Source organism: Duffyella sp. Ts4 (genome assembly GCF_051851875.1).
GTDB lineage: Bacteria > Pseudomonadota > Gammaproteobacteria > Enterobacterales > Enterobacteriaceae > Duffyella > Duffyella gerundensis.
In genome coordinates this window covers 292,425-317,217 of the sequence record NZ_JBLYPN010000003.1, presented here as the reverse complement: position 1 = coordinate 317,217, position 24,793 = coordinate 292,425, and the positions used below count along the sequence as shown (strand labels likewise).

General features: G+C 50.1%; 24 protein-coding genes and 2 pseudogenes. 15 read left to right on the top strand and 11 right to left on the bottom strand.

Annotated elements, in window-relative coordinates:
* Positions 1-50: 50 nt before the first annotated feature.
* On the bottom strand, positions 51-266 hold the full coding sequence (locus tag ACJY2L_RS06910; protein WP_439213342.1) for a hypothetical protein: 216 nt from the start codon (positions 264-266) through the stop codon (positions 51-53).
* A 187-nt stretch (positions 267-453) separates the two neighbouring features.
* Positions 454-1,722 carry a diguanylate cyclase domain-containing protein gene (locus tag ACJY2L_RS06905; protein WP_439213341.1) on the bottom strand — a complete coding sequence of 423 codons (1,269 nt, stop codon included), beginning with the start codon at positions 1,720-1,722 and terminating at the stop codon, positions 454-456.
* 544 nt (positions 1,723-2,266) lie between these two features.
* Here ACJY2L_RS06905 and ACJY2L_RS06900 point away from each other — a divergent pair.
* The gene (locus ACJY2L_RS06900; RefSeq protein WP_439213340.1) at positions 2,267-2,884 is read left to right on the top strand and encodes a dTMP kinase; all 618 of its coding nucleotides are present in this window, start codon (positions 2,267-2,269) and stop codon (positions 2,882-2,884) included.
* Positions 2,885-3,068: 184 nt separating this feature from the next.
* On the opposite strand, the gene ACJY2L_RS06895 is transcribed toward ACJY2L_RS06900, so the two are convergent.
* From ACJY2L_RS06895 to ACJY2L_RS06885, 3 genes are all read right to left on the bottom strand, one after another.
* Positions 3,069-4,325 (bottom strand): mechanosensitive ion channel family protein, encoded by a 1,257-nt coding sequence (locus tag ACJY2L_RS06895; protein WP_439213339.1) that lies wholly within the window; start codon positions 4,323-4,325, stop codon positions 3,069-3,071.
* 527 nt (positions 4,326-4,852) lie between these two features.
* Positions 4,853-5,542 carry a DJ-1/PfpI family protein gene (locus ACJY2L_RS06890; protein WP_439213338.1) on the bottom strand — a complete coding sequence of 230 codons (690 nt, stop codon included), beginning with the start codon at positions 5,540-5,542 and terminating at the stop codon, positions 4,853-4,855.
* Between the two features lie 278 nt (positions 5,543-5,820).
* Positions 5,821-6,231 (bottom strand): ASCH domain-containing protein, encoded by a 411-nt coding sequence (locus ACJY2L_RS06885; protein WP_439213337.1) that lies wholly within the window; start codon positions 6,229-6,231, stop codon positions 5,821-5,823.
* An 821-nt stretch (positions 6,232-7,052) separates the two neighbouring features.
* On the opposite strand from ACJY2L_RS06885, the gene ACJY2L_RS06880 reads away from it, so the two are divergent.
* The 6 genes from ACJY2L_RS06880 to ACJY2L_RS06855 all read left to right on the top strand — a co-directional run bounded on the left by ACJY2L_RS06880 (position 7,053) and on the right by ACJY2L_RS06855 (position 14,029).
* Complete coding sequence (locus ACJY2L_RS06880) at positions 7,053-8,039, top strand: autoinducer 2 ABC transporter substrate-binding protein (protein ID WP_439213336.1); 987 nt, start codon at positions 7,053-7,055, stop codon at positions 8,037-8,039.
* 258 nt (positions 8,040-8,297) lie between these two features.
* The gene (locus tag ACJY2L_RS06875; RefSeq protein WP_439213335.1) at positions 8,298-9,818 is read left to right on the top strand and encodes a sugar ABC transporter ATP-binding protein; all 1,521 of its coding nucleotides are present in this window, start codon (positions 8,298-8,300) and stop codon (positions 9,816-9,818) included.
* The gene (locus tag ACJY2L_RS06870; RefSeq protein WP_439213334.1) at positions 9,811-10,800 is read left to right on the top strand and encodes an ABC transporter permease; all 990 of its coding nucleotides are present in this window, start codon (positions 9,811-9,813) and stop codon (positions 10,798-10,800) included. The genes ACJY2L_RS06875 and ACJY2L_RS06870 overlap by 8 nt, the downstream gene beginning before the upstream one ends.
* A gap of 1 nt (position 10,801) precedes the next feature.
* Entirely contained in the window at positions 10,802-11,755 is a 954-nt protein-coding gene (locus tag ACJY2L_RS06865) for an ABC transporter permease (protein ID WP_439213333.1), read from the top strand.
* Positions 11,756-11,783: 28 nt separating this feature from the next.
* On the top strand, positions 11,784-13,424 hold the full coding sequence (locus ACJY2L_RS06860) for an FGGY-family carbohydrate kinase (RefSeq protein ID WP_439213332.1): 1,641 nt from the start codon (positions 11,784-11,786) through the stop codon (positions 13,422-13,424).
* Positions 13,421-14,029, top strand: coding sequence for an SIS domain-containing protein (locus ACJY2L_RS06855; protein ID WP_439213331.1), 609 nt, complete (start codon positions 13,421-13,423; stop codon positions 14,027-14,029). Before ACJY2L_RS06860 ends, ACJY2L_RS06855 begins: the two co-directional genes overlap by 4 nt.
* Positions 14,030-14,391: 362 nt before the next feature.
* Here the strand turns inward: ACJY2L_RS06855 and ACJY2L_RS06850 are convergent, their stop codons facing one another.
* Complete coding sequence (locus ACJY2L_RS06850; RefSeq protein ID WP_439213330.1) at positions 14,392-15,750, bottom strand: esterase-like activity of phytase family protein; 1,359 nt, start codon at positions 15,748-15,750, stop codon at positions 14,392-14,394.
* Positions 15,751-16,340: 590 nt separating this feature from the next.
* Here ACJY2L_RS06850 and ACJY2L_RS06845 point away from each other — a divergent pair.
* The 3 genes and pseudogenes from ACJY2L_RS06845 to ACJY2L_RS06835 form a co-directional block, all read left to right on the top strand.
* Positions 16,341-16,721 (top strand): type II toxin-antitoxin system RelE/ParE family toxin, encoded by a 381-nt coding sequence (locus ACJY2L_RS06845; protein ID WP_439213329.1) that lies wholly within the window; start codon positions 16,341-16,343, stop codon positions 16,719-16,721.
* Positions 16,702-17,031: a helix-turn-helix domain-containing protein gene (locus ACJY2L_RS06840; protein WP_439213328.1), complete on the top strand. Its 330-nt coding sequence runs from the start codon at positions 16,702-16,704 to the stop codon at positions 17,029-17,031. Before ACJY2L_RS06845 ends, ACJY2L_RS06840 begins: the two co-directional genes overlap by 20 nt.
* Before the next feature lie 22 nt (positions 17,032-17,053).
* Positions 17,054-17,188, top strand: a pseudogene (locus ACJY2L_RS06835) (DNA polymerase III subunit theta); the annotation flags it as partial.
* A 165-nt stretch (positions 17,189-17,353) separates the two neighbouring features.
* Here the strand turns inward: ACJY2L_RS06835 and ACJY2L_RS06830 are convergent.
* Entirely contained in the window at positions 17,354-18,109 is a 756-nt protein-coding gene (locus ACJY2L_RS06830) for an alpha/beta fold hydrolase (RefSeq protein WP_439213327.1), read from the bottom strand.
* 350 nt (positions 18,110-18,459) lie between these two features.
* On the opposite strand from ACJY2L_RS06830, the gene ACJY2L_RS06825 reads away from it, so the two are divergent.
* From ACJY2L_RS06825 to ACJY2L_RS06815, 3 genes and pseudogenes are all read left to right on the top strand, one after another.
* On the top strand, positions 18,460-18,786 hold the full coding sequence (locus ACJY2L_RS06825; protein WP_439213326.1) for an NIPSNAP family protein: 327 nt from the start codon (positions 18,460-18,462) through the stop codon (positions 18,784-18,786).
* Positions 18,787-18,991: 205 nt separating this feature from the next.
* Positions 18,992-19,156 (top strand): annotated as a pseudogene (locus ACJY2L_RS06820) (hypothetical protein); the annotation flags it as partial.
* An 8-nt stretch (positions 19,157-19,164) separates the two neighbouring features.
* Complete coding sequence (locus ACJY2L_RS06815) at positions 19,165-19,452, top strand: hypothetical protein (RefSeq protein ID WP_439213325.1); 288 nt, start codon at positions 19,165-19,167, stop codon at positions 19,450-19,452.
* Between the two features lie 292 nt (positions 19,453-19,744).
* On the opposite strand, the gene ACJY2L_RS06810 is transcribed toward ACJY2L_RS06815, so the two are convergent.
* The gene (locus tag ACJY2L_RS06810) at positions 19,745-20,116 is read right to left on the bottom strand and encodes a GNAT family N-acetyltransferase (protein ID WP_439213324.1); all 372 of its coding nucleotides are present in this window, start codon (positions 20,114-20,116) and stop codon (positions 19,745-19,747) included.
* 139 nt (positions 20,117-20,255) lie between these two features.
* Positions 20,256-21,248 carry a threonine ammonia-lyase gene (locus ACJY2L_RS06805; protein WP_439213323.1) on the bottom strand — a complete coding sequence of 331 codons (993 nt, stop codon included), beginning with the start codon at positions 21,246-21,248 and terminating at the stop codon, positions 20,256-20,258.
* A gap of 51 nt (positions 21,249-21,299) precedes the next feature.
* Between ACJY2L_RS06805 and ACJY2L_RS06800 the strand changes: the two genes are divergently transcribed.
* Positions 21,300-21,653, top strand: a complete 354-nt coding sequence (locus ACJY2L_RS06800; protein WP_439213322.1) for an ArsR/SmtB family transcription factor — start codon at positions 21,300-21,302, stop codon at positions 21,651-21,653.
* A 288-nt stretch (positions 21,654-21,941) separates the two neighbouring features.
* Here the strand turns inward: ACJY2L_RS06800 and ACJY2L_RS06795 are convergent, their stop codons facing one another.
* On the bottom strand, positions 21,942-22,379 hold the full coding sequence (locus tag ACJY2L_RS06795) for a VOC family protein (protein WP_439213502.1): 438 nt from the start codon (positions 22,377-22,379) through the stop codon (positions 21,942-21,944).
* Positions 22,380-22,580: 201 nt separating this feature from the next.
* Positions 22,581-23,201, bottom strand: coding sequence for a TetR/AcrR family transcriptional regulator (locus ACJY2L_RS06790; protein ID WP_439213321.1), 621 nt, complete (start codon positions 23,199-23,201; stop codon positions 22,581-22,583).
* 170 nt (positions 23,202-23,371) lie between these two features.
* On the opposite strand from ACJY2L_RS06790, the gene ACJY2L_RS06785 reads away from it, so the two are divergent.
* The gene (locus tag ACJY2L_RS06785; RefSeq protein WP_439213320.1) at positions 23,372-24,571 is read left to right on the top strand and encodes an MFS transporter; all 1,200 of its coding nucleotides are present in this window, start codon (positions 23,372-23,374) and stop codon (positions 24,569-24,571) included.
* The last annotated feature ends 222 nt before the right edge of the window (positions 24,572-24,793 follow it).

Genomic DNA, 24,793 nt, shown 5'->3' with positions numbered 1-24,793 from the left:
CGTTTTCTGTGATAGTCGCAATCTTTTATCCGCTAAGCCAATAACAATAGTTATGCATCAGGGCTGTTTCGCTGCCCTGATGCAGCATAATCACAGCCGAGCCCAACGCTATTATTTTCAGTGACGCTTTTTCGTAAGTTGAAATCTGCTCCCGTCTTCAGTAAACACACCGTGATCTGCTCTTTATTAAATCCTTCTGTACCGGGAATATCTCTGTTTTTCACTGATGGCAGATCATGCGCGCGTGTTTGGCTGCGAAGTACCAAAAGTAGTCACCTGAACAGTTTCAAGCGACCGTTCTTACATGCTTTCTTTCGCCAGCCTACCTGCAACGATCGACCCGTGTATTGGGTTGAGCTGCCCTGTTTCGGCAATTTTTTGAAAGCCATCAACAGGATTGACTGGGAGCAAAGTGAGCCACCACTCGTTAAATCATGGTCAGGACCAGAGGAATCAGCTCGGCTGATCGCCGCACAACAGCGTCACCGGCTCAAAAAACTCATATGAGCCATCGCGTCGTGCTTTTGCCTGGTACATCGCTTTGTCGGCATTTTCAAACAGCATTTGGGCCGATGCGGTGCCGGGCCGGGCGAGGCTGATGCCTATTGCCGCCCCGATCCGCACTTTCAAATTATTGATAGCAAAAGGCGCTTCCATGCTGTCGATAAGGCGCTGGGCGATAGCGGATGCCGCTTCGCGACTGTCGCACATGGCGGCTACCACAAATTCGTCCCCGCCCATTCGCGCCACTGAATCGCCCGGGCGCATACCGTATTGCAGCCGTTCGCCGAGCTGCTGCAGCAACAGATCCCCTGATGCGTGTCCCATCGAATCATTGACGGCTTTAAACCCGTTCAGATCGATAAACAGAACCGCGACCCAGGCGCCACTGTCGGCCTGCGCGAGCATGCTGTTCACCTGGTCGTTGATCCACGCGCGATTAGGTAATCCGGTGAGAGTATCGCGGGTTGCCAGTTTCTCCAGCTCAAGAATTTTCTCTTTGTCGCGGGTAATGTCGCGCGACACCAGCACGGCACCGATATTTTTGCCGGTGGAAGGATTGCTGACGCTACAGGCTTTGGTGCCAAGGGTAATGTAATGGCCGTCGCGATGGCGCTTACGCACTTCGACAACGTCCGGTAACGCACCGTTATTGAATATATGTGCCAGCGCTTCGGAAGCGGAGGCATAATCATCAGGATGCAGAAAATCCAGCACTCGCTGGCCAATCATTTCATCAGCCGACCAGCCGATCATTTTGCTGTAGGAAGGCGAGATTGAAACGTACCTGCCGTCTGAATCGCAATGGGCGATCAGATCGGTGCTGTTCTCAATCAACAGACGGTATTCCGCCGCCGTGCGCAGCGCATCTTCCAGCGCTTTGCGCTGTCCGGTGATATCAAAAATAAAGCCGTTATATTGCAGATGCGAAGCGCTGGGCTGGCTGTCCGGCAGGCCAGAAAAAATCACCCGCCGCGTCGTGCCGTCCAGACACTGAATCGGCAATTCGAAGTGAAAAGGCGTGACACCTTCCAGAGCCGCCGTCAGCTGCAGCGCGATCTTCGCATCATCATCTGCCTGCGCGAGCCTCAGCCAGGCGCTGAGCGTGACGCCTTTCAATGCCGGCATCAGGCCAGCAGGACTTTCCTGACAGGCGATGCACAGGCCCTGAGCGTCCGTGGACCAAATGGCAGAAAGGTCAGGCTTGATCGCAGTGCTCATGTTGGTCGAATCCGTTATTGGCTGGTGATACTGAATAAGCTTACTACTCGTCGTTAAAGACCGCTTTGCCTTAACCTCTTTGGGAAGTATTACGGCAAGCGGTTCAGGATCAAACGAATGTCCGTCATGCATCATGGCTGCCGCGGCGCGCGCCTCTTTGTTACAGAAAACAGGCGGCACGCTGTCGATGACGGGATTCAGGATTAAAGGTATTGATCTCCATTTATCGGCTGCGTCGCCGACAATCTTTAATAAACTCTGCGTGATGCTGATAGCGGAAAACAGGGTTGCATTTTAAACATGCTGGAAAGATCATCCCCTGCTGTTTTAGGGATATCGCTAAGCTATCCGCACTTTTTTTGTTATGGCTGAGCGCATAACGTTGTAGAGCACTCGGCGTCATCGGCCTTGATATCAGTCGCTCAGGCTCGCGAATGAGAAGCATGGCCACACTGTTCATCCGGGTCTGTTTATAATCAGGGAAAATCATGTTTTTCAGTGAGTTATATTTTAGTGTAAGCTTATATCCATCGTCATGTTGAGCATGAATCGCCCACTGTTTATTTCTCTCGATGGCCCGAAAGGCGTCGGTAAGACCACGCTGTTGGAAGCCATTACCAAAGTGCTGAGGGCAGACAACAAGAAAGTGATACGACTTTCTGAGAAAAAAAGCGATCCCAACAGAAGCGAAACGATGGCCCTTGTGAACAGGCTCGCCAGAACTCCTGCCCTGGATTTGGAACGGGAAGTTTGTGCGCACTTTGCGAATAGCCGTGCATGGATTTCCGAACATGTGCTGCCTAAGCAGCCACCGGGCAGCATAATTCTGATGGATCGTTGGTATCCGTCGGATGCCGTGTTTCGCCGAATGGTGCCCTTTGCAGAGATTTTACAGCTCAATAGGGAGAGAAACGTACGAACGCCAGACCTGCATGTTGGGGTGGTGACGACGCCTGAGATTTCATGGGCAAGGGCCGCGGCCAGAACGCGTGGGCTAAGTAGTACGGTGATGCATAAGCTGGAAGAGCATGTCGCTTGTACCCTGGCGTTTGAGCGAGAAGTTGCCGATCACGGCTGGGTTTTATGCCGTAATGAAGGAACGATCGAAGAGGCAACGATGCAAATAATTTCAGAGATCTACAGATTGCCTGGATGCCAGTAGCCGCTGATTGCCCAGTGCGGTCAACCCGACAACCCGATGCCGTATCCGTATGGGCAGCGTCTGCTGAAATGAAACTACCAGCGCGAACCTGTAACACCACTGAAGGGCAGACGCTGACGGTGCAGATAACGCCAAATGCGCCTGGTAAAATCAGGCGGCGTAAGATACGCCGCCGTGAGTCAGATTATTGCGTGCCGCCCGATCTGGCATCGGTGCTCTCTGCGCGCGGCTGCGCCAGCCGGGCAAAATCGGATCCTGCCGGATGCTGGTAAATTTGCAGCTCAAAGTAACGGGCCATCGCATAGATATACTCAAAAATCGCCGCCTGGGTATTTTCATAATCGGCCCAGAAAATAGATGAGGTAAAGCAGTAGATCTCTACCGGCAAGCCATCCGGTGACGGCTTTAACGGACGCACCACGATATACATCTCTTTTTTAATATCCTCACGCTGGGCGAGCCAGGCGGTCAGAAATTTGCGGAACACCATCAGGTTGGTGATGCCGTTCTCCATAAACCAGCGATCGCCGACTGCGCTGATATCACGCCCATCCAGCAGCTCAGTGATGGATTCGCTGGCGATGCGGATCTGGCTCATCGCCTGCAGCATCTCCTGGTTCACAAAGGTGATCGACTTTTGATCAAGATGAAAACTGCGCATGATACGGCGCGCGCCCGAAGAGAACATCGCCTGCCAGTTGGTATAGGTCTCGGTGAGGAAATTCTTGGTCGGAATGCGCGAAATGGTGTTATCCCAGTTGCGTATGGTGATGGTATGCAGCGCAATATCGATCACCTCGCCACTGATATTTCTGTCCGGCATCTCGATCCAGTCGCCCAGTTGCAGCACATCGTTGGACGAGAGCTGAATATTCGCCACCAGCGACAGCAGGGTATGCTGGAAAATCAACATCAGCACCGCGGCGACCGCACCCAGCGAGGAGATAATAATTGCCGGTGACTTGTTGGACATAATCGCCAGAATCATGATCGCGGCGATAATATGCACCAGGATTTTGCCAATCTGAATATAGCCTTTGATCGAATGATTCTTACGCTTCGATTTGCGCGAATAGGAATTGTTAACAATCTCCAGCACTTCATTGAAGAAGATCGACAGATAGACAAAAAACAGGATGCCGCAGATGGTCTGAATCGCAACTTTCAGATTTTCAGGCAGGCCTGGCATAAACTGCAGGAAATTGTAGACCACAATCACCGGCACAAAATTCGACAGTTTCTGAGAGAGGCGGACATCTTTATCCAGCGGAACGCCTTGTTTATGGCTGCTGAAAAAGACCTTTCTGATCACTTTGACGATGAAAAATTTGCAGATCAGGTGAGTCACCATCCCGGCCATAATCAGCAACAGCAGGCTGACGCTGACTGACAGCACCCTGTTTCCCTCAATAAAATTCACCAAACTTTGAATGTAATGCATGATAACCACGTACGAAAAATGTAAGGCGCGAATTCAACCACAGTGCGGCGCGGATTGTTACGCGTCGAATGCGTTTAGCACTGCTGGCGGGCAGTTTCGCTGGCCTGAACGGTGGAGAAACCGATAAAAGTGGGTGCTTTCGCCTGGTAATGACTTTTATCAGCGCAATGCCACCTTGCGGGACTCAGATAAAGCCATTCCTGACTCTCTCCTCCGATATAACGATGGCTGCATAATCACCCGCTCAGCCGCGTCGGCATCAAGATGGCTGCCCCTTATTTCAACACGAGCGATTATTCAGTGAAAGGACGTATATTTTTCAGCGCTAATGACGAGCTTCACCGCATTATAGGGGAATGAAAAATCTGGGCAGTTTAATGAGCACTGATTTCTCTGGCAGCTTCAGCAGCAATGAAAAATACAGATGTTTGCTCGTGAGCTGCTCTTTCAGTTTACGTCCGCTTTTTGCCAGAAGCGGACGTTAAAAATGAAAAGGGAAATAACCTTCTTCCGCTATGCCTTTATTTCTAAAGTCTGGCTGCTGCTTTCAAAGTAGCCTGCCGCCGCTTTTCAATAAATGGCGCAGCCTGTTCCTGTGCTTTTTTTAGCTGTTCTTCAGATGCTGTACGGGGTGAGCCACAGGTAAAGGGAGGTGCGGGGTCGTATTCCATATGCAGCTGAATATTCTGAGCGATATCACTACCGTACATTTCTGACACGACGTTGAGAGCAAAATCTATACCTGAAGTCACACCTGCGCCAGTTATACGGTTGCGGTCACGAACTACGCGCTCACTTACTGGCTCTGCACCTAACAAAGCTAGCTGATCCAGAGACGCCCAGTGTGTAGTTGCTTTGTATCCCCTCAGAAGCCCTGCTGCGCCCAAAACAAGCGAACCAGTGCATACCGAAGTCACGAGCTTTGCTTGTTTACTTTGAGTACGGATAAACGAAAGAACTTCTTCGTCCTCCATCAGGTTTATCTGCCCTGGACCACCCGGGATACAAATTACATCCAGTTCGGGACATGCGTTGAATGTGGTTGTTGGCTGTATAGCCATACCACGATCAGAAACCACGAGGCCCAGGTTTTTCCAGATGAGATGAACCTTGGTATTTGGCGCTCTTACGAAAACTTCATAAGGGCCGGTGAGATCAAGCTGCGTAAGAGCCGGAAACAGGAGCAGCCCGATGGATGTGTATGAAGAATTACTCATAAAAAATCCTTTTAACTTAAAAGGATATACTGTCTTTTCCTTCAACAAAGGCAACCCTTTATTTGCGAATAGAAGTGCGCCTAATGAAGACCATGCTTAATCCAGCCGTATTTCAGTAGCGTTAAGAGACTTATTACCAACCCGAACCAAAATGACTAATGACAAAACGTCCGCTTGTCGCTCATAGCAGACATTGCCTTATGCAGATGTCCGCTTTGTGCCAGAAGCGGACGTTGTTATAAATGGCAGGGTTTCAAACGCCAGAACGTTATTTTATCTTACAGGGCCTCGATTACCTCAAATTCTTCTGCGATCAGCTCCATATCATCAGAAAAATGTCCCGTGCAGGTGAAAAATCTCTGATGCTCTTTCTGCCAGTATTCAAGGCTTAAATCGCCTTCACCTTCTTTGCGGGCAAACTCCTCAGTAACATCACAAAAACGCACCAGTCGCATTGAAACCAGTCTGATTACGCAGGCCGGGACGTTCTGGCCATCAAGGATGATGTTATAGCTCCCAATCTTCGGCGCAGGCTTTTCCTGCTGGTAAGAGGTAAGAGATCCGCAGGAGGCCGTTTTGATCCCTTTTTTAATCAGGTCAGCAAGCTTGCTAGCCAGTTCCGGAGTGTCGCCCATTTGCCAGGCATCTGCGCCTGGATACTTTAATTTTAATACCTCAACTGTAGCCATTAACAGCCCTTTTTAATCGTCGATGACCAATGCCATACAGAGTTTTAACATGAACTTTCCGGACATTAACATTGATGCTTTCCCTCTGCCACTTCGTCCGCTCCTCCCTCAAAACCGACCCTGGCGCGCGTTAGCCCGCTTTGCGAATGAGTCCGTGACGTTGTGGCTTATGCCGCTTTGTTTCTGGGCGGCTCGGGATTCAATCCCTCGCCACAGAATTAAAAAACCCTGCGCGTAGCGGGCTCCGGTGACCGCACTCTCGCTCGTTCGGGTTCTTTTGCCTCTACCAGAGATGCCAGCGTAAAAGTAAGCATTTTATGCAGACTACGGACATTGCCAGCGTCAGCGCACGCTTATTATTCAACACTTCATGCACGGGGTTTGGGCGTCCAGGTATGTCGGCACATGTCCTGCCTGATTCTTTCAGCTTTAACGTCCGACACAGGCAGCGTTGCGTGATGGCTCACGCACCTGCCGCGTGATGCTGTTCACACTCTGCGCAAATAAAAACCATTGCCGCATTTTTCCGGCCGGAAAAGCACCACGCCGCACTTATATGTAAATTAATTGTTAAATTAATGTGATTTTATATGAGGTATTTAGCTGAAAACAGCCCCCTTGCGGGCTAAAGTCGGCGCACTGAGCGCCTTTAATAACAATTTATTAACTTAATATTACATAATATTTAACAAATACGGGCTTTACTCACATTTCCTTCACAACTGCGCGAAAAACGATGTTCCTCTACGTTAATCTCTGATCGTGAATTTAACAGAAATCATTCTTTCCCTTTTTCAGAACACCATAAGAAAGGTACCGAAATGAAATTTAATCTCGCATTAGTCAGCGCATGTGTGGTTTCAGCATGCATGGCATTTACAACACCGTCATTTGCCGCCAAACCTTACGATATCGCCGTTGTCGCTAAAGTTACGGGTATTCCCTGGTTCACCCGTATGGAAGTGGGCGTAAAAGAAGCCGCGCAGAAGCTGGATGTCAACGCGTATCAGGTTGGAGGCTCCACCCCCGATCCGGCCCAGCAGGTAAAAGTGATTGAAGATTTGATAGCCAAAAAAGTCAACGCAATCATTGTGGTGCCAAATGATGCCAAAGTACTGGAGCCGGTGCTGAAAAAAGCCCGTGACCAGGGCATCGTCGTATTAACGCATGAATCGCCGGACCAGCAAATTGGGCAGTGGGATATTGAAACCATCGACAGCCAGAAATATGCCGAAGCAAACATGGACGAGCTGGCAAAAGATATGGGCAGCAAAGGCGGATACGCCATTTATGTCGGCTCCCTGACCGTGCCATTGCATAATGCATGGGCTGATGCTGCGATCAAATATCAGAAAGAAAAGTACCCGGAGATGCATGAAGTGACTTCACGTCTGCCGGTAGCAGAAAATATTGATAAGTCCTACTCCACCACGCTCGATTTAATGAAAACCTATCCCGATCTAAAAGGCATTATCGGCTTCGGTTCGCTCGGTCCAATCGGTGCTGGCCAAGCCGTTCAGCAGAAACGTGCGAAAAATAAAATCGCCGTTGTCGGTATCGCTATGCCCGCTCAAGCTGCACCTTATCTGATGCGCGGTGATATTAAGAAAGCCCTGCTGTGGGATCCGAAAGATGCCGGTTACGCCTTAGTCACGGTCGCCGATCGGTTGCTTCAGGGTAAAGAAGTTACTAAAGATCTGAGCATTGAAGGGCTGGGCAAAGCCGACGTCGATATGGACAAGAAAGTGATTCGATTTAATAAAATTCTCGAGGTGACACCAGAGAATGCGAAATCACTCGGGTTCTGATCGGCACCTTTAACTCTTTTATCTTTCGTATATAAATTTTTCCAGCAACACACCAGGTTAATAAAAAAGATACGGCGTCGTACGCTGTGCCGTATTTTTATTTCTGTTCCGACTTTGAAATTTCACGCCCTGAATATGTTGAGTTGGTGGAAGTCGGCAAATGATCGAATCCCAATAAGCCTGGATAATGAAGTGATTTGAGTGCGCCAGCGTTGCCCATCCCAGCTGGAAGTAAACAGGTATATTTAAGGATCTGTGATGAATATTGTCAGCATGTCCCAAGCCGGTAATGAGGCCTTTATCAGCCTCGAGAAAATCAGTAAAAAATTCCCGGGAGTATTAGCATTAGATAATGTCAGCCTGACCCTTAATAAAGGTGAAGTGCATTGTCTTGCCGGTCAAAATGGCTGCGGAAAAAGCACCATAATTAAAATCATTTCCGGTGTCTATAAGCCGGAAAAAAGCGCGACCATTAAGCTGGACGGGAAACTCTTTCACACCCTTACGCCGCAGTTGTCTTCTTATTATGGGATTCAGGTTATTTATCAGGATTTATCTCTGTTTCCAAATCTGTCTGTGGCCGAAAACATTGCCATTCACCGTTATTTACCGGGCGGTGATTTTTGGGTACATCGCGAGGCGATGCGCAAAAAAGCGGTGGCGGCAATGCAACGGGTCGGGGTTTCTCTGGATCCGGATCGTAAAGTCGAAAAGCTGTCGATCGCCGACCGCCAGTTAGTGGCAATATGCCGCGCAATCGCCGCTGATGCCAGCCTGGTGATTATGGATGAACCGACCGCTTCACTGACCCGCACAGAAGTTAATGGCCTGCTGCGGGTAGTGAATGAACTCAAAGCCGCCGGTATCTGCGTGGTGTTTGTCAGCCACCGTCTTGATGAGGTGATGGAGGTGGCCGACCGCATCAGCGTAATGCGCGACGGTAAACTGGTCGGCACCTGGCCAGCCAGTGAACTCGACAGCAATGAACTGGCGTTCCTGATGACTGGACAGCGTTTTACCTACAGTCACCTGCCACACCGGGCACCCGCCGACGTGACGCCGCTGCTGGAAGTCAGTCAGCTGAGTCGTAAAGGTCAGTATCACAATATTTCACTGTCGCTGCGTCAGGGTGAAATCACCTCGATTATCGGCCTGCTCGGGTCAGGACGTACAGAACTCTGTTTAAGCCTGTTCGGCATGACCCAACCGGACAGCGGGGAAATCCGCATTAACGGCAATGCGGTGAAACTCCACAGTAACCGCGACGCCATCCGTCACGGCATCGCCTATGTATCAGAAGACCGTCTGACGCAAGGACTGATCATGGAGCAATCGATTTACGACAACACGCTGGTATCGATTTTCGACAAGCTGCACACCGGCACAGGATTAATGGATCATCGCAAAGCCGCATCGGTAGTGAGAGATCTGATTCGTGACCTGAACATTAAAGTCTCCGACAGCGGCTTACCGGTGAAGACGCTTTCTGGCGGTAATGCGCAGCGTATTGCTATCGCTAAATGGGTGGCGACGCGACCCCATATTCTGATCCTCGATTCACCGACCGTCGGCGTGGATATTGCCAACAAAGAAGGCATTTATCGCATTGCGCGCGATCTGGCGGAATCTGGCATGGCGGTGCTGATGATTTGCGATGAAATTCCGGAAGCTTACTACAACAGTCATCGCGTGCTGGTGATGCGCAAAGGTGAACTGGTGGCGGAATTTGCGCCGCACCAGAGCAGCGAAGTGGAGATTGCGGAGATGATCAATGGATAACAACGTTCTCTCGAAACTGTTTTCCCGGCACGAATTCTGGCTTGGATTACTGGTTCTGCTGCTGGCAATTGGCCTGAGCGTCAGCACCAGTGAATTTATGACGCTGGGTAATCTGACAGATGTCGCCACCAGTTACGCCATTCTCGGTATTCTGGCCTGCGGTCTGTTTGTGGTGCTGATCGCCGGAGGCATCGACATCTCCTTCCCGGCCATCACATCCATCGGCCAGTACGTAATGGCGAGTTACATCATTCATCACGGCGGCAGCTTTCCGCTGGCGTTTGCCATGTCAATGGGCACCGGTTTGCTGCTCGGGCTGGTCAACGGTTTTCTGGTGTACTGGCTGCGCGTTCCAGCCATCATTATCACCATCGCCACGCTAAATCTGTTCTACGGTTTGCTGGTTTATCTCACCAATGGCACTTGGTTGTACGGCTTTCCCGACTGGTTTATGAACGGCATTAACTGGTTCTCCTTTACCGCCGCTGATGGTTACGACTATGGCCTGACTCTCCCACTGCTCAGCCTGCTGGGTGTCGTTATTGCCACCGGGGTGTTGATGAACCAAACACGCGTGGGTCGTCAGATTTATGCCATGGGCAGCAATCGTGACGCCGCGTCGCGTCTCGGTTTGAACATCTTACGGCTGCATTTTTACGTTTACGGTTTTATGGGATTGCTGGCGGGCATTGCTGCGGTGGTTCAGGCGCAAATCACCCAGTCGGTAGCCCCTAATTCCCTGCTCGGCTATGAGCTAACGGTGCTGGCGGCGGTGGTATTAGGCGGCACCAGTATGACCGGCGGACGTGGCTCGCTGACCGGCACCATTCTGGGTGTGCTGCTGCTGGGCTTTCTGCAAAATGGCATGACTTTGCTAAGCATTTCATCCTACTGGCATCAGGTTTTCAGCGGCGTGATCATTCTGGTCAGCATCAGCAGCACCGCGTGGAATGAAAAACGCAAACTGGCAAAGGGGATGTGACATGACCACCTTGAACCGATTTCTCCCTGGCGACCGCATCATACGTTTGCAGTTGCTGATTATCATCGCCGTTGCCGTGCTGTTCTCGTTCACGCTGGGCGGCAGTTTTTACAGCATCGGCAATTTCCAGTCGATCTCCTCGCAATTACCGATTCTGGGCATGCTGGCGCTGGGAATGGGTATCACCATGCTCACCGGCGGTATCAACCTTTCCGTGATTGCCGGTGCCAACGCCTGTTCGCTGGTGATGGCGGCTATTTTGGTGGCGCATCCGAACCAGCCAGAATATTTCGCACTGGCGATGCTCGCCGGTCTGGGGGTGGCCGTGGTGATTGGTGTGCTCAATGGCGCATTGATCGCTTATATCGGTGTTTCGCCGATTTTGGCAACGCTGGGTACCATGACGCTCATTGCCGGGCTGAATATTCTGCTGACGAACGGCGCCGTGATTTCCGGCTTCCCGACGGCAATCCAATACCTCAGCAACGGCAGCCTGCTGGGTATTCCGGTTGCCCTGCTTTTATTCCTGCTGGTAGCGCTGCTGTTGTGGCTCTTACTGGAACATACCACCCTTGGTCGCAGCCTGTATCTGATGGGTTCAAATGAACAGGCCACGCGCTTCAGTGGTGTCAACACCCACAAAGTCACCATTGCAGTTTACGTGCTCTCTGCGCTGCTCGGCTGGGGCGCGGCACTGCTGATGATGTCCAAATTTAACTCTGCCAAAGCAGGCTACGGCGACTCCTATTTGCTGGTAACTATTCTGGCTTCCGTGCTGGGTGGAATTAATCCCGATGGCGGTTTTGGTCGGGTTATCGGACTGGTAATGGCGCTGATTGTCCTGCAAATGCTGGAAAGCGGCCTGAACCTGATGGGCGTCAGCAGTTACCTGACTATGGCTCTGTGGGGCTGCGTACTGATCCTGTTTATCGCTCTGCAAAACAGAAAATCATAAGCGAACGCTTTTTATGAAGGGAAACAACATGGCAAGTTATTTTATTGGCGTAGACGTAGGAACCGGTAGCGCCCGCGCGGGCGTCTTCGACATGAACGGCCGCATGGTCGGCCAGGCCAGCCGCGAGATCACCTTGTACCGTCCGAAGGCCGATTTCGTCGAGCAATCTTCCGATGAGATCTGGCAATCCGTCTGTAATGCCGTCAAAGACGCGGTTAATCAGGCCGACATCAACCCCATTCAGGTAAAAGGAATCGGTTTTGACGCTACCTGTTCGTTGGTCGTGCTGGATAAAGAAGGCAAACCGCTGACCGTCAGCCCGTCCGGACGCAGCGAGCAGAATATTATTGTTTGGATGGATCACCGCGCAATCACGCAGGCAGAACGTATCAATGCCACCGGTCACCGCGTGCTGGAATTCGTCGGCGGAATTATTTCGCCGGAAATGCAGACGCCAAAACTGCTCTGGTTGAAACAGCACATGCCGACCACCTGGAGCAACGTCGGGCATCTGTTCGACCTGCCTGATTTCCTCACCTGGCGCGCCACGCATGACACCACGCGCTCGTTATGTTCAACCGTCTGCAAGTGGACCTATATCGGTCACGAAGACCGCTGGGACCCAAGCTATTTCCGCCAGATCGGTCTGGATGACTTGCTGGAAAACAACGCGTCGAAAATCGGCAGCGAAGTGAAAACCATGGGCGAGCCGTTGGGACATGGACTGACGCAGCGCGCCGCTGCGGAAATGGGTTTGATAGCCGGCACGGCAGTCAGCGTCTCGATTATTGATGCACACGCGGGCAGCCTTGGCATTCTTGGTGCCAGTGGGCCATCCGGCGAGTCAGCGGATTTCGACAACCGCATTGCGCTGATCGGCGGCACATCCACTGCACATATGGCGATGTCACGTAGCGCGCGCTATATCGGTGGGATCTGGGGGCCGTATTATTCGGCGATTCTGCCAGATTACTGGCTGAATGAAGGCGGACAATCCACCACTGGCGCATTGGTTGACCATGTTATTCAGTCACACCCGTGTTATCAGGATCTGCTGAAGCAGGGCAAAGATAGTGGCAAGACCATTTATGAAATACTGAACGGCATCCTGCGCAAAATGGCGGGTGAACCAGAGAATATCGCGTTCCTGACCAAAGACATTCATATGCTGCCCTATTTCCATGGCAATCGCTCACCGCGTGCTAACCCGACGCTGACTGGAACGCTGACGGGTCTGAAACTGTCACGCACACCAGAAGACATGGCGCTGCACTACCTCGCCACCATTCAGGCGCTGGCGCTCGGTACTCGCCATATTATTGAGACGATGAACCAGAGCGGTTACTGCATCGATACCATGATGGCAAGTGGCGGCGGCACCAAAAATCCCGTCTTTGTGCAGGAACATTCCAATGCAACAGGCTGCGCGATGCTGTTGCCGGAAGAGAGTGAAGCGATGTTGCTCGGCAGCGCCATGATGGGCACCGTCGCGGCAGGTGCGTACGATTCTCTGCCAGAAGCGATGGCCGCTATGAGCCGCATCGGTAAAACCATCACGCCACAGACCAACAAAATCAAAGAGTATTATGATCGGAAATACCGCGTATTCCATGAGATGTACCACGACAGCATGAAATACCGACAGCTGATGCAGGGGGAAACCAAATGAACGCGGAAGAAGAGTTTGGTCTGGCGTGTCAGGGCTGGCAGACCTACAGCCAGGAGTTACTGGCTTTGCAGCATAATCTTGATGCCGATACCTGGCAGCAACTTCTGACGCTGGTCACGCGCTGCAAAGGCAAAATTGCCGTGACCGGCGTCGGCACCTCGGGCATTGCTGCACGTAAAATCGCACACATGCTGGCGTGCGTCGAGCAACCGGCCGTTTACCTCAGTGCGACAGATGCGGCCCACGGCGACCTGGGTTTTATGCGCAGCAACGATCTGATGATCCTGATTTCACGCGGCGGCAACTCTGAAGAACTGACACGCCTGCTGCCGACGTTGAAAACTAAAGGCGTGACGATTATCAGCGTGACCGAGAATCTGGACTCGCCGATTGCCTCGGCCGCTACGCTGGTAGTGAAAACACATATCCAGCGGGAAATCGACCCGTTCAATATGTTGGCCACCACCTCTATCGTGCTGGTGCTAGCGGTATTTGATGCGCTGTGCGGCAACATCATGCTGCGTAATGGCTTCAATCAGGAGCGTCTGTTAAACGTTCATCCGGGCGGAAATGTCGGCAAGATCCTGCGCGAAAAGGATCGGTGAACAGTCCAGCCGTCGCTTGCGTTGCCCGCTCTGCCAGAAATGAGATGGCACGTGTTATTGGTCGTCATGCGGGCAACCTATCAATGCGGATACCGTGCAAAACGCGCATCTGCAAAAAACAGAGTAGCTGGTACGCTATTGCTGTCTGTAACGAGCTGGATTTTTTAGAGATCTGTAGCCTCACTGATTCTGTTCGTGGCAGTTAAACGTCCGCTTGCCGATCATAGCGGACGATGTCTGGTTCGTAGCCCGCTGTCACCAAACGGCAAGGAATGATCTGTCGATAGCAGAACTGGCTGCATCCGGCTCTTTTACAAAAAGCGATGTAATTAAGGGACGCAGCCTGGCTGCAGGGAAAGCATTTACTTCAGCGGTGCCGCCAGCGTGACAATCCACAACTCGCTGTCCGACTCCGGTTTTTTCAGCGGCTTCACGCCGATGGTGGTTGCAATCGGCTTATCATCTATCGTTAGCGTACCCTGTTCAGTCACCCGATAATCCTTGCGCTTCTTACCTTCCACCGGATTTTGCATAACCGTTTTCACGCCGAAGTCATTGTCATTGGTGACCGCCAGCGTTTTATTGTCGATCAACGCCAGACCTTCAGCTTTCTCCTGCTGCCAGCCGAGTTGACGTAAATCGACCACCAGCGTTTTAGCGGCGAGCTTAATGCCGCGCTGCGCCAGCGCTTTCTCGTCGTCAAACTCTGGATACTCGCCAGGCTTATCGAACGCGGCAAGATCGGTAGCCGGGCTAAGATCCACCTTATAGATCAGGTTGCGCATCGCGTCGTCTTTGTCGCTGCCTTGTTCAATCAGCAGGATATGCTGATTGTCGAGCGCCACGATATCGCCAATTTTTGCGTCGCTGTTTTTACTGTAAGCGGCGCTGTCGATAGGGTAACCATACATCGCGGTTTTCCCGGTCGCCGGATCGAAGCTCAACAGACGGGTAAAGCGCGCCTGCTTTTTACTTTTACCATTGATATCCAGCGTGCTCTGCACCGCGGCGATGATACGCCCGTCCGGCATGCGGGTGAGTCCTTCAAATCCACGATTTGGCTGACGCCATTTGAGAACGTTCGGCAGACCGCCCGCGATCGATTTCTCTCCCTCTGCTGCCTGCGGCCCATGAATAGTCAGGATCTTGCCGCGCTCATCAACGTTAATCAGGAACGGGCCATACTCATCGCACAGCCAATATCCTCCCTTGCCGTCTGGCGTAATGCCTTCCGTATCCAGACCGCGGTTGTCGCCCTGCAGCACTTTCAACGTATCGCTTAACGCAATTTCATTGGTTGATCCGATGATGCCATCCTGCAACGGCAAGCCGTTGATATTGCCTTTGTCGTCATGCAAAGGTCGGGCGTCCATGGCCTCCGCTTTGCCGTTTTGCACCCGAATATTCATCAGTAGCGGGGCGAACTCTGGCGTGACGAAAATTTTTGCCTCTCGCTTACCCACATCAGGCGAGTCGGCATTCGGCCCGCGATCGGTGACGGTCGCGAAGGTGAGCGCATCCCCCTGCTTGCCGGTAAACAGCAAACCGGAGCCGATTCCCACCGGCAACCCCTTTGGAAATGCGCTGGCGAATGCGCCGTTGTAGCTTACGTGCGTACCTTCGGGAAAACTGACGATATAGCGCTCGACCTGCGGCTGCGCCGCCAGCGTTGATGAAGAGAGCGCACAGCCGATAACCAGAGAAATAGTTTTTATTTTCATATTGTTAATATCCAGGTAAGGAAGCTAACAGCGTAAACAACAAAAATGACAGGAAAATGAAATCTCCGGGAAACATTGGCTGCTAACAGGTTGATTTCTCCACCGTTGAGAAGGTGGATGATGAGAGAAGGAACTCGTATGTTTAGATAGTATGGTCAAAATCTCAGAACAGAAGCGATGACATTAATGCCGCCCTGCCTTTAATGTTAAGGAAGAGAGTTTTCTGAGACAGGTATGACCGGCAAGGGAGCTGAAGATGTTCAGTCTGGTAGCGCCTTTCCCTTAACCGGCAACGTCTGCTCCTCACTCATAGCGGATATTAGCCTGACGTCAGTCCACTTTGTGCCAGAAGCTGACGTTGCTAACACCGGCATGTACTCATCAACAGGGAGCAGGTCACTTAAGTTGACGTCCTGTAATCTTCTTCAAATATTGAATCAGGCTTAAAGCCAGTCTGCTAATTAAAGTTATGCTTTGCTGCTATGTATCAGGCAGGAGTTTTTACAACTCAAAATTTTTGGGTTAACAGTAATTTAAATTATACCTTTTAAGGTATAATGATTGCACCCATACCAGTAAAGGTATAAAGGATGAGTTTGCAGGGAGAGAAGCCACTAATCTGGCTCGGTAGCAGTAAAAAGGATCTATTGTCACTACCTAAAGAAGTGCAACGTTTCTTTGGCTTTGCGTTGGACTTCGCCCAACATGGTGAGAAGCATGACAGTGCGAAGGTTCTTAAAGGTTTTGGTGGTGCCGGTGTTCTTGAAGTGGTTGAGGACGATATGGGTGGTACTTACCGCGCTGTATATACCGTCAAGTTTGATGAGGCCGTGTTTGTACTTCACGCTTTCCAGAAAAAGAGCAAGCAGGGTATAGCGACGCCAAGGGAAGACATGGAGATTATCAGAAACCGGCTTAAAGTAGCTGCTGTAGTAGCCCAGGAGATAAAACATGGAAAACAAAATCATTAACGGCGTTACTGTCGAAATGAGTTCAGGCAACATTTACGCTGACCTTAACCTGAAGGATGCTGAAAAGCAGAAAGTAAAATCAGGGCTGGCGATTGAGATTATTAAAAATATTCGCCGGCTGGGTCTGTCACAGACCGCAGCAGGGGAACGCATGGGAATAAGCCAGGCAAAGGTCTCCAATCTGCTCCGGGGCGATTTTACTAACCTCTCAGAGCATAAACTAATGGAGTGCCTGAATCGTTTAGGCTGCGATATTGAGATTGTTATCAAGCCTTCTGCCTCGCACACAGGGCATCTGAAACTGGCATAAATCTAGCCGGCTATCCGGATGCATAGTCACAACGCATAATCTTGCGGCGCGCAGTCGCGAGGATCGTGACAGAGTAAACGTTGACCTGGCAGCAAGCCTTGTCGAGTACAAAGAGCGACTTAACCTGCCAGAGCATGTGCATGAAGTGGAAATGCAGCATGACCTGCCCCTGTTAATTAATATGTGGCTACGTTAACAAAACCTCCAGCTGCTGCAGAGCAAATGCGCATGTCCGCTCTTCGCTCAAAGCGGACTGTGCCACGCAATCATGTCTGCTTTGTGCCAGAGGCGGACATCACTCCAGCTACCACAATTTATATTTTTATGAACAAGTGACAGATGTCATTGAACCCTCTTGCATTTCAAAAAATCTAAAAATTTCATTTATTGATGCTTTGTCAGGACTGTTAAATTCACTCAAATGATCCCCTTTTCCAGGGATCATAGATAAGCCATATTGTTGCGCTATATCACCCATAGCTGAGTTGTAAGGGTCGCTGGCACCAGCCCAAAGTAGAATGGGCGTTTTATAAGGAAATAAAGCTTCTTTTTTGTCAGAGTATTTTCCTAACTCATTGAAAAAGCGTCTGATACTTTCTTTATCGTTCAGTGAAAGCCCAGAGGTAAGCTCTGGAGCTGTGCTTGCTGCATAAGACATAAACATATCAAAACTAAGTTTGCCTTCAGGCGTTTCCGGAAGGCCATTTTTTAAGTCCCATCCGCCTAATACGACAGAATGCAGCCGTTCCGGATGGTGGTTTAGTAGTCCTAATGCAGCCCATGCGCCAGAGGAATAACCTATCACGTGCGCTTTCTCATAACCTAACTCATCCATAATTTTGACAATGGATAACGCCTGGTTTTGTTGTGTATATAATTCTGGCACCGGCTGTTTGTCGCTTTTGCCATGACCTAAAAGATCCGGGCAAACAACGTGGAAAAATGGACTGAATAAAGATATGAATCCATTATTCCGCCACGATTTTCCGTCCATCAGAAGACCGTGAAGCATTATAACCAGTGCCCCTTTTCCTTCTGCAATATATGATAATTGTGGTGTTCCTGACGTAGTTAGCATCTGTGTCCCTTAAAATTTAGCGTGGACAGAAAGCTTACATGTCTCCAGACAAACAGCTCAAAGAGTAATGGTATAATGTCCGTTTCTCGCTCATAGCGGACATTGGCCTGCACAGCGTCCGCATTGTGCCAGAAGAAGACATTATGAACATCGGAATGTATTAATCTGCGGGTATATAGAGCAACAATGGCACCGAAATTACCAGAGGCGTTTTTGCATGATTCGCACCGGGTATCAGGATGCCGAAAAACGGCCATACTGCTGCATAAACAGGCTGAGGAAATCTGCGTGAACGCACCCAGGAGAGTTTTTGCTAACTCCCCCGAACTTAAAGCAACTGAGAGAGTTTGATGAAAACAGTCGAGTTATTGCAGTACACCTTGAAAGCAGGCACTGGACGGGAATTTCATCAAATCATGATTGAGGAAAGTATCCCCCTCCATCGTGATGCGGGCATTGACATCATTGCCTTTGGAAACTCAACGCATGATGAGGATTCTTACTACCTAATCCGAGCCTATGATGACCCTGAGCATCTGGATGCATCACAGAGAGCATTTTATTGCAGTGATGCGTGGACGTCAGGACCACGTGATGCCATTATTGAACGGATTCAAACCAGCTTAAAATCGGTACTGATGCTCACTGACACTGCAACAGATGGGCTAAGGAAGTGAGTTGATAAACTATTAGAAAGTACGGTGCATCGCTCAGATGTGAACGTGTCTGCCCGCTTTTCACACATAGCGGATATTAGCCTGACGTCAGTCCACTTTGTGCCAGAAGCTGACGTTGCTAACATCGGCATGTACTCATCAACGGGGAGCAGGTCAAAACCGTTATTTCGACTAAGGGTATCGACGAATTTAAGGCTCTGTTTATGTTGAATGTGATGTTCCAGCGGAGAGCCTGTTACAAGGCGGTAAAGATAACTGGTTTAAAATGATTGGCCCTGATGTCCATAAGTCCCAACAATTTTTGCTTAATAATCAGGGCAGCGAGCATCTTCTGGCGATCAAAAACATTGAAATTCCAGACAGGAATTGAGAGTTATTATGGATGTTTCCTTGTTTAATGAAAAAGCAAAACCCCTTTTCAAGGATTTTACTGCAAAGTATTCATGCTTCGCTAACGGGGATTTTGGTGATCTTGAAAGAATAGAGTTTGAAGGTTTCAACAAGCTGGGAACGGTAGAGTTCTGGTCTGAAGGCTGGGTGGGTATTGATATTTATGACTGCCGCCTTGATGACCAAATTATGAATATATTACTTTCGCCTGAAGAGAAAGGGTCTTTTTCTCATCAGGTTGAAAAGTTTATAAAGATATTGATGCAGGATAGTTGATGGCTAAAGGGGGCGATTTAATTCTAACGTGAGACACATTGTTTGCTCCGCGCATTAAATTCGCCACTCGTTAAGTTGCTGGGGCTCGTTCGGCCAGGCGAGTGATATTGTCCGCTCAGTGCCATAAGCGGACATTGATGAAAGTTGCAGTGGATCACACGCTGCGATGTTTCTCCAGTTTGATATCGGTGCCGTTAATCTCTTTTTTATTACCCCAGCCGAGCTGCATGTAAAATTTCGCCGCGCGACTATTTTTATCGGTTTCCAGCCAGGCAATCTCATGATGTTTGAATCATTCCTGCTCGGCGAGATAAACCAGCCTGCGACCTATACCTCTGCTTTCATATTCCGGGAGAACAAAGGCCGCAAAAAGACAGCCTTCATCAGGCAAAATTATTGAAAAGCCAACTATTTTATCGTTTTCAGCCGCAACCCAGGCGCATAAATTCTTTTCAATCATATCGGCCACGACGCTTTCGGTGATCCCCAGCTGACGCATTTCTTCACGACTCCAATAATTCTCGAGCACTGAGGTTCTGACTTCGAAAATAGTATCAATATCAGCAGCGCGGGCTGTTCTTATATTTATATTAATTAGTCTTACTCCTTGTATGGAAAATATATTTTTTGATGATGATGCCTGACATTCCCTTAAACGAACCATAGAATTTTGAGCGGAAAGGCTGTTAAACGGCAGGCCGTCAAAGGGGGCACTACCTCAAAGCCTGCGTAATAAATAAAGCCGTTATGATAAGAACGTTGCGCAATAAGAGCTCAGCCGACCTTAACTCCGCTCTGTTTCTTCATAGTGACGCCTCATTAATTAATTTGAGATAGCGGGAGCCCGATATGTTTCTACCGCTCACCACGCAGACAACTTTACGCCCGCTCAGTTCTTTTGCATAACGAAGGGCTGCCGCAACTGCGGGTACGCCTGAAGGCTCTACAATATGGCTGTGCAGATTAATCATTAACAACATCGCTGCTTTGATTTCGGCTTCTGAAACCAGAAGAACACGATCGACGCGCTCGCGTATATGTGGCCAGGTCATCGCTTCAGGCTCTATATAGCCACTTATGCCTTCGGCGATTGACGACGATATTTCCACTGGGATCGTCTCACCAGCTTCTTTCCAGCGCGCAAACGTCGGGCTTGCTTCACTCTGCACTGCCCACACTTCGGCTGCAGGGTTTATGCCCTTGATGGCTGTTGCGATACCGGAGGCCAGCCCGCCGCCGCCAATGTTCACGAGAATAACGTCGGCGTCTGGCCAGTCTTCAATGATTTCCAGGCCGACGGTGCCGCCCCCGGCAATCATCTGCTGATTATTGTAGGCTGAGACGAACGTTGCGCCGGACTGTTGCGCTGTGACAATGGCTTTCTGCCTTGCATCTTCAATGTTGTCAAAAAACGTAACCTGAGCACCATAACTCCTCATCGCAGAAACCTTAATCGGGTCTGCTGAAAACGGTAAGAATATGGATACGGGTATGCCTGCTGCATGTCCCGCACAGGCAAGCCCTAAACCATGATTTCCTGCCGTCGGGGCGATGACGCCGGCACGTCGCTGGTCTGCATCAAGACTGGCAAGCACGTTTGCAGCACCTCTCAGCTTAAAGCTACCGGTATGCTGAAGATTTTCCATCTTGAGCCTGACTTCCGTCCCGACAAGAGCAGAGAGCGCGGGCGAAGGCTCCAGCGGAGTTTTGCAAATTGTTGATTTAATTCGCCCGGAAGCTGCATAAATATCTTTCAGCGTGACACTGTCTGTTAGCCTTTGTCTGTGGTTTGTCATAGTATGACCCTAAAGTTATATAAGCAAATTACTATATAGGCGATTGGCTATATGCACAACTCTAAGACATTAATGGCCGATATTTTTCGTGCCCTTGGTAATGAGCATCGGCTCGTGATTGTTGAATGGCTATCCGATCCAGGGGCACATTTTCCGGTGCAGCAGGACGGCGATCTGGTTAAGGATGGTGTGTGTGTCGGATTTATCACCGAAAAAATTGGTCTGAGTCAGCCCACCGTGACAGGCCATCTGCAAATTCTTGCTAAAGCTGGGATTGTGACATCGAAACGTATCAAGAACTGGGTGTTCTATAAACTTGATCGTCAACGGATGGATGAAGCAACGGCAATGCTGTCTGGATATGGGAAGCAGGCGACTGATTCACCTTTACCCGAACAGCCATGATTGATCAGTATGTGTATTTACAGGGCACTAAGTCCAGTGTGTGCATATCTCGCTCCGGGCGTGCCCGCCTTTCAGATAAATTTATTCGGTCATCGTTATCTATTGTCATCTTTTGCAAAACTGCCATTTAACTTCAGAAACTACTGGGGCTGATGACCAGCGTGTAGGTTTGGGTCCGCTTTTCGTTCCAGGCGGACTTTACCTGATATCAGTCCGCTTTGGGCCACAAGCAGATATTGCAAACATCTCTGTCTTAGTTAGAGGATAACAGGTCATGATATGTGGGCCTCATTGACTGCGTTCCATCAATTCAAGCGTCTGACCATCAGGGCTTTGTAAATATATTACTCTGGTTCCCTGCATGGGGCCTGACAGTACTGTCTGAGGTTTACCCGGCGTCTTCCAGCCGTAGTCCGATACGTTGCTTAGGAGCGTATCAAGATCCTCTACATTAAAAGCAAGGTGAGCGTAGCCTGGTATATAAGGCGCTGAAGGTTCTTTTGGCTGTTCAATGTTATTGTATTGTAGTAATTCAATTCGAATATCAGCCAGTTCAAGCAAAGCCATTCGTACATCAGCTCCCCTTGCCCCTGTTACCTCATCGATTATAGGTCCGGACATTTTTCCTTCACGTAATAATTTACCTCCAAGAATCTGAGTCCAAAAAAATAATGAGTCTTCAATGTTTTTAACTGAAAAACCAACGTGATTAACACTTAATATCATGCGCTTACCTGCTGAGTTTTGAACGTTCATCATCCAACCATAGAGAAAGCCTGCTTTATTTCTACACGATAAATGCGCGACCGTTTTTCAAGCCTGCATCTCTTACCGATAAATTGCGCATGTCCGCTTATCGCTCATAGCGGACCTGACATGCGCGTCCGCTTTTTGCCAGCAGCGGACATTAATAACATCTCTTAATCGTTAATTTTTACTCAGCAAACTATTTGCGTCCCAGGCCTTCATCGCAAATGATACCGAGGCATTAAGTTCCTCGCCTGTTACGCCATCACGCGCTTCAGTTGACAGGCCTGTCTCAAAGCTGTGAAAAAACGTGGCCAGCCCCCGTGCATCGGTGTCAGCGGCCAGTTCGCCCGAATCAATTGCTCTGAGGACGCACTTAAGGAATCCTTCGCGGGTACGGGTGCGTCGTGCTTCAAGAATCTGGCGAATATGCTCGTGCCCGGGCGAACAGGTATTAATAGATAACGCGATAAGACAGCCGCCCGGAAGCCCCTGCTCTGTCTGCATTTTTGCTGAACGGCGCAACGCCAGTTCAGTAGCCTCACGCGGATTGAGACTGTCGTCCCAGAGGCAGTCGTTAACCTGCCCATAAGTTGACGAATAGCAATCAACTACTTCTTCAAACAGCGCCTCTTTCGAACCAAATGCCGCATAAAAGCTCGGTGCCGTTATGCCGTTACCAAGATTTGCTTTAAGCAAGGCAAGCGAAGTGCACTCATAGCCATACTGCCAAAAAAGGTACATTGCCTGACGAATTGCTTCGTCGCGATCGAATGTGCGTGGACGTCCCATCTTAGCCATACCCTCTCCTCGTCTGGCAAATGATACATAAATACTAATCGATACATATGTGCTTGACAACCCGTAGGGTGATCTATAGTTTCCAATATATATACCAATCGATATATATATGTTCGCAAAATTTTTTTGCGAATTTTTCAGCTATTTCATGAAAATTAAAAAGGCTCATCGTGCACGCTAATACAGAACTTTCGACCGCCACAACATCACGTAGGTTGCCTCTGGCGACCTTGCTGGCGTTTGCCATGACCGGCTTTATCGCCATCCTGACCGAGACACTTCCGGCGGGCCTGCTTCCGGCCATCGGAGAGGGCCTTGGCGTTTCACAGGTGATGGCGGGTCAACTGGTGAGCATCTATGCGCTGGGTTCGCTGCTCGCAGCTATTCCGCTAACGGTGCTTACCAGCGGATGGCGCCGTAAAAAGGTGTTGTTGCTGACCGTGGGAACCTTTGTGGTTTTCAATACCATTACGACCGTTTCGACCAGTTATTCGCTGACGCTTGCAGCTCGCTTTATGTCCGGCGTGGCGGCCGGATTGGCATGGGGGATACTTGCTGGCTATGCGCGGCGCCTCGTTCCGGCTGATTTACAGGGCCGCGCGCTGGCTATTGCTATGGTCGGCATTCCGATTGCTCTGTCCCTGGGCACTCCGGCAGGATCATGGCTGGGCGGCATAATGGGGTGGCGAGTGTCGTTTGGTCTCATGGCAGCGTTGGCGGTTATTTTGTTTATCTGGACGTTAGTGGTGGTTCCCGATCTGCCAGGACAACAGGCTGAGCGGCGTTTGCCCGTATGGAAGGTTTTCATGATGCCCGGCGTGCGTCCAGTTCTGGCGGTCATCTTTTTATGGATGATGGCCCACAACATCCTTTATACATTTATAGGGCCGTTCCTGGCGTTGTCGGGCCTGACAGAGCGAGTCGGCCTCATCCTGCTTGTTTTCGGTCTTACTGCACTTGTCGGCATCTGGATTACCGGAACGCTGGTTGATCGTCACCTACGTAAACTCGTTCTGCTCAGCCTCGCGGCGCTGGTTACTGTTTCAGTGGTGCTGGCTGCGGGCATGCGAGAGCAGAGCGTTGTTGTGCTGGCGGTCATCGTGTGGGGATGGTCATTTGGCGGCGCGTCAACCCAGATGCAGACAGCCGCGGCTGATGCGGCCGGCAATCATGTCGATGTTGTTCAGGCGATGGTAACCACCGCATGGAATCTGGCTATCGCAAGCGGCGGCGTTGTCGGGGGCGTGCTGCTCACTAATGCCGGTGCAGCATCCTTTCCCTGGGCACTGATGGTCTTAATGGCGGTCGCCTTTCTCATCGCTTACATCGGGAAAGCGCATGCTTTCAGGCCTGGCTCCAGAAATAAATAAATCAATGGGATGGATACAAATTATCATGTCCAGCCTTAATGCAGTGGGGGTCGCGCTGTAATTTATGACAGGTATGACCGCTTCTCGCTCATAGCGGACATGGGCGCCCTGCTGCATGCTGCTTTATGCCAATAGCGGACATCAGAATCTTGCCCTAATGAGCATTAATGGGAATTACTTCAAACTTCACTTCTGGCCGACGATAAATAAACTGGAAGAAAG

Bases quoted from the DNA above. Each gene is read 5' to 3' on its own strand.
- ACJY2L_RS06815 (WP_439213325.1), top strand. From the start codon at position 19,165: ATGGATGTTTCCTTGTTTAATGAAAAAGCAAAACCCCTTTTCAAGGAT.
- ACJY2L_RS06800 (WP_439213322.1), top strand. From the start codon at position 21,300: ATGCACAACTCTAAGACATTAATGGCCGATATTTTTCGTGCCCTTGGT.
- ACJY2L_RS06865 (WP_439213333.1), top strand. From the start codon at position 10,802: ATGACCACCTTGAACCGATTTCTCCCTGGCGACCGCATCATACGTTTG.
- ACJY2L_RS06850 (WP_439213330.1), bottom strand. From the start codon at position 15,750: ATGAAAATAAAAACTATTTCTCTGGTTATCGGCTGTGCGCTCTCTTCA.
- ACJY2L_RS06900 (WP_439213340.1), top strand. From the start codon at position 2,267: ATGAATCGCCCACTGTTTATTTCTCTCGATGGCCCGAAAGGCGTCGGT.
- ACJY2L_RS06885 (WP_439213337.1), bottom strand. From the start codon at position 6,231: ATGGCTACAGTTGAGGTATTAAAATTAAAGTATCCAGGCGCAGATGCC.
- ACJY2L_RS06830 (WP_439213327.1), bottom strand. From the start codon at position 18,109: ATGCTAACTACGTCAGGAACACCACAATTATCATATATTGCAGAAGGA.
- ACJY2L_RS06905 (WP_439213341.1), bottom strand. From the start codon at position 1,722: ATGAGCACTGCGATCAAGCCTGACCTTTCTGCCATTTGGTCCACGGAC.
- ACJY2L_RS06795 (WP_439213502.1), bottom strand. From the start codon at position 22,379: ATGATATTAAGTGTTAATCACGTTGGTTTTTCAGTTAAAAACATTGAA.
- ACJY2L_RS06890 (WP_439213338.1), bottom strand. From the start codon at position 5,542: ATGAGTAATTCTTCATACACATCCATCGGGCTGCTCCTGTTTCCGGCT.
- ACJY2L_RS06870 (WP_439213334.1), top strand. From the start codon at position 9,811: ATGGATAACAACGTTCTCTCGAAACTGTTTTCCCGGCACGAATTCTGG.
- ACJY2L_RS06895 (WP_439213339.1), bottom strand. From the start codon at position 4,325: ATGCATTACATTCAAAGTTTGGTGAATTTTATTGAGGGAAACAGGGTG.
- ACJY2L_RS06880 (WP_439213336.1), top strand. From the start codon at position 7,053: ATGAAATTTAATCTCGCATTAGTCAGCGCATGTGTGGTTTCAGCATGC.
- ACJY2L_RS06855 (WP_439213331.1), top strand. From the start codon at position 13,421: ATGAACGCGGAAGAAGAGTTTGGTCTGGCGTGTCAGGGCTGGCAGACC.
- ACJY2L_RS06810 (WP_439213324.1), bottom strand. From the start codon at position 20,116: ATGGTTCGTTTAAGGGAATGTCAGGCATCATCATCAAAAAATATATTT.
- ACJY2L_RS06805 (WP_439213323.1), bottom strand. From the start codon at position 21,248: ATGACAAACCACAGACAAAGGCTAACAGACAGTGTCACGCTGAAAGAT.
- ACJY2L_RS06790 (WP_439213321.1), bottom strand. From the start codon at position 23,201: ATGGCTAAGATGGGACGTCCACGCACATTCGATCGCGACGAAGCAATT.
- ACJY2L_RS06840 (WP_439213328.1), top strand. From the start codon at position 16,702: ATGGAAAACAAAATCATTAACGGCGTTACTGTCGAAATGAGTTCAGGC.
- ACJY2L_RS06825 (WP_439213326.1), top strand. From the start codon at position 18,460: ATGAAAACAGTCGAGTTATTGCAGTACACCTTGAAAGCAGGCACTGGA.
- ACJY2L_RS06875 (WP_439213335.1), top strand. From the start codon at position 8,298: ATGAATATTGTCAGCATGTCCCAAGCCGGTAATGAGGCCTTTATCAGC.
- ACJY2L_RS06845 (WP_439213329.1), top strand. From the start codon at position 16,341: ATGAGTTTGCAGGGAGAGAAGCCACTAATCTGGCTCGGTAGCAGTAAA.
- ACJY2L_RS06860 (WP_439213332.1), top strand. From the start codon at position 11,784: ATGGCAAGTTATTTTATTGGCGTAGACGTAGGAACCGGTAGCGCCCGC.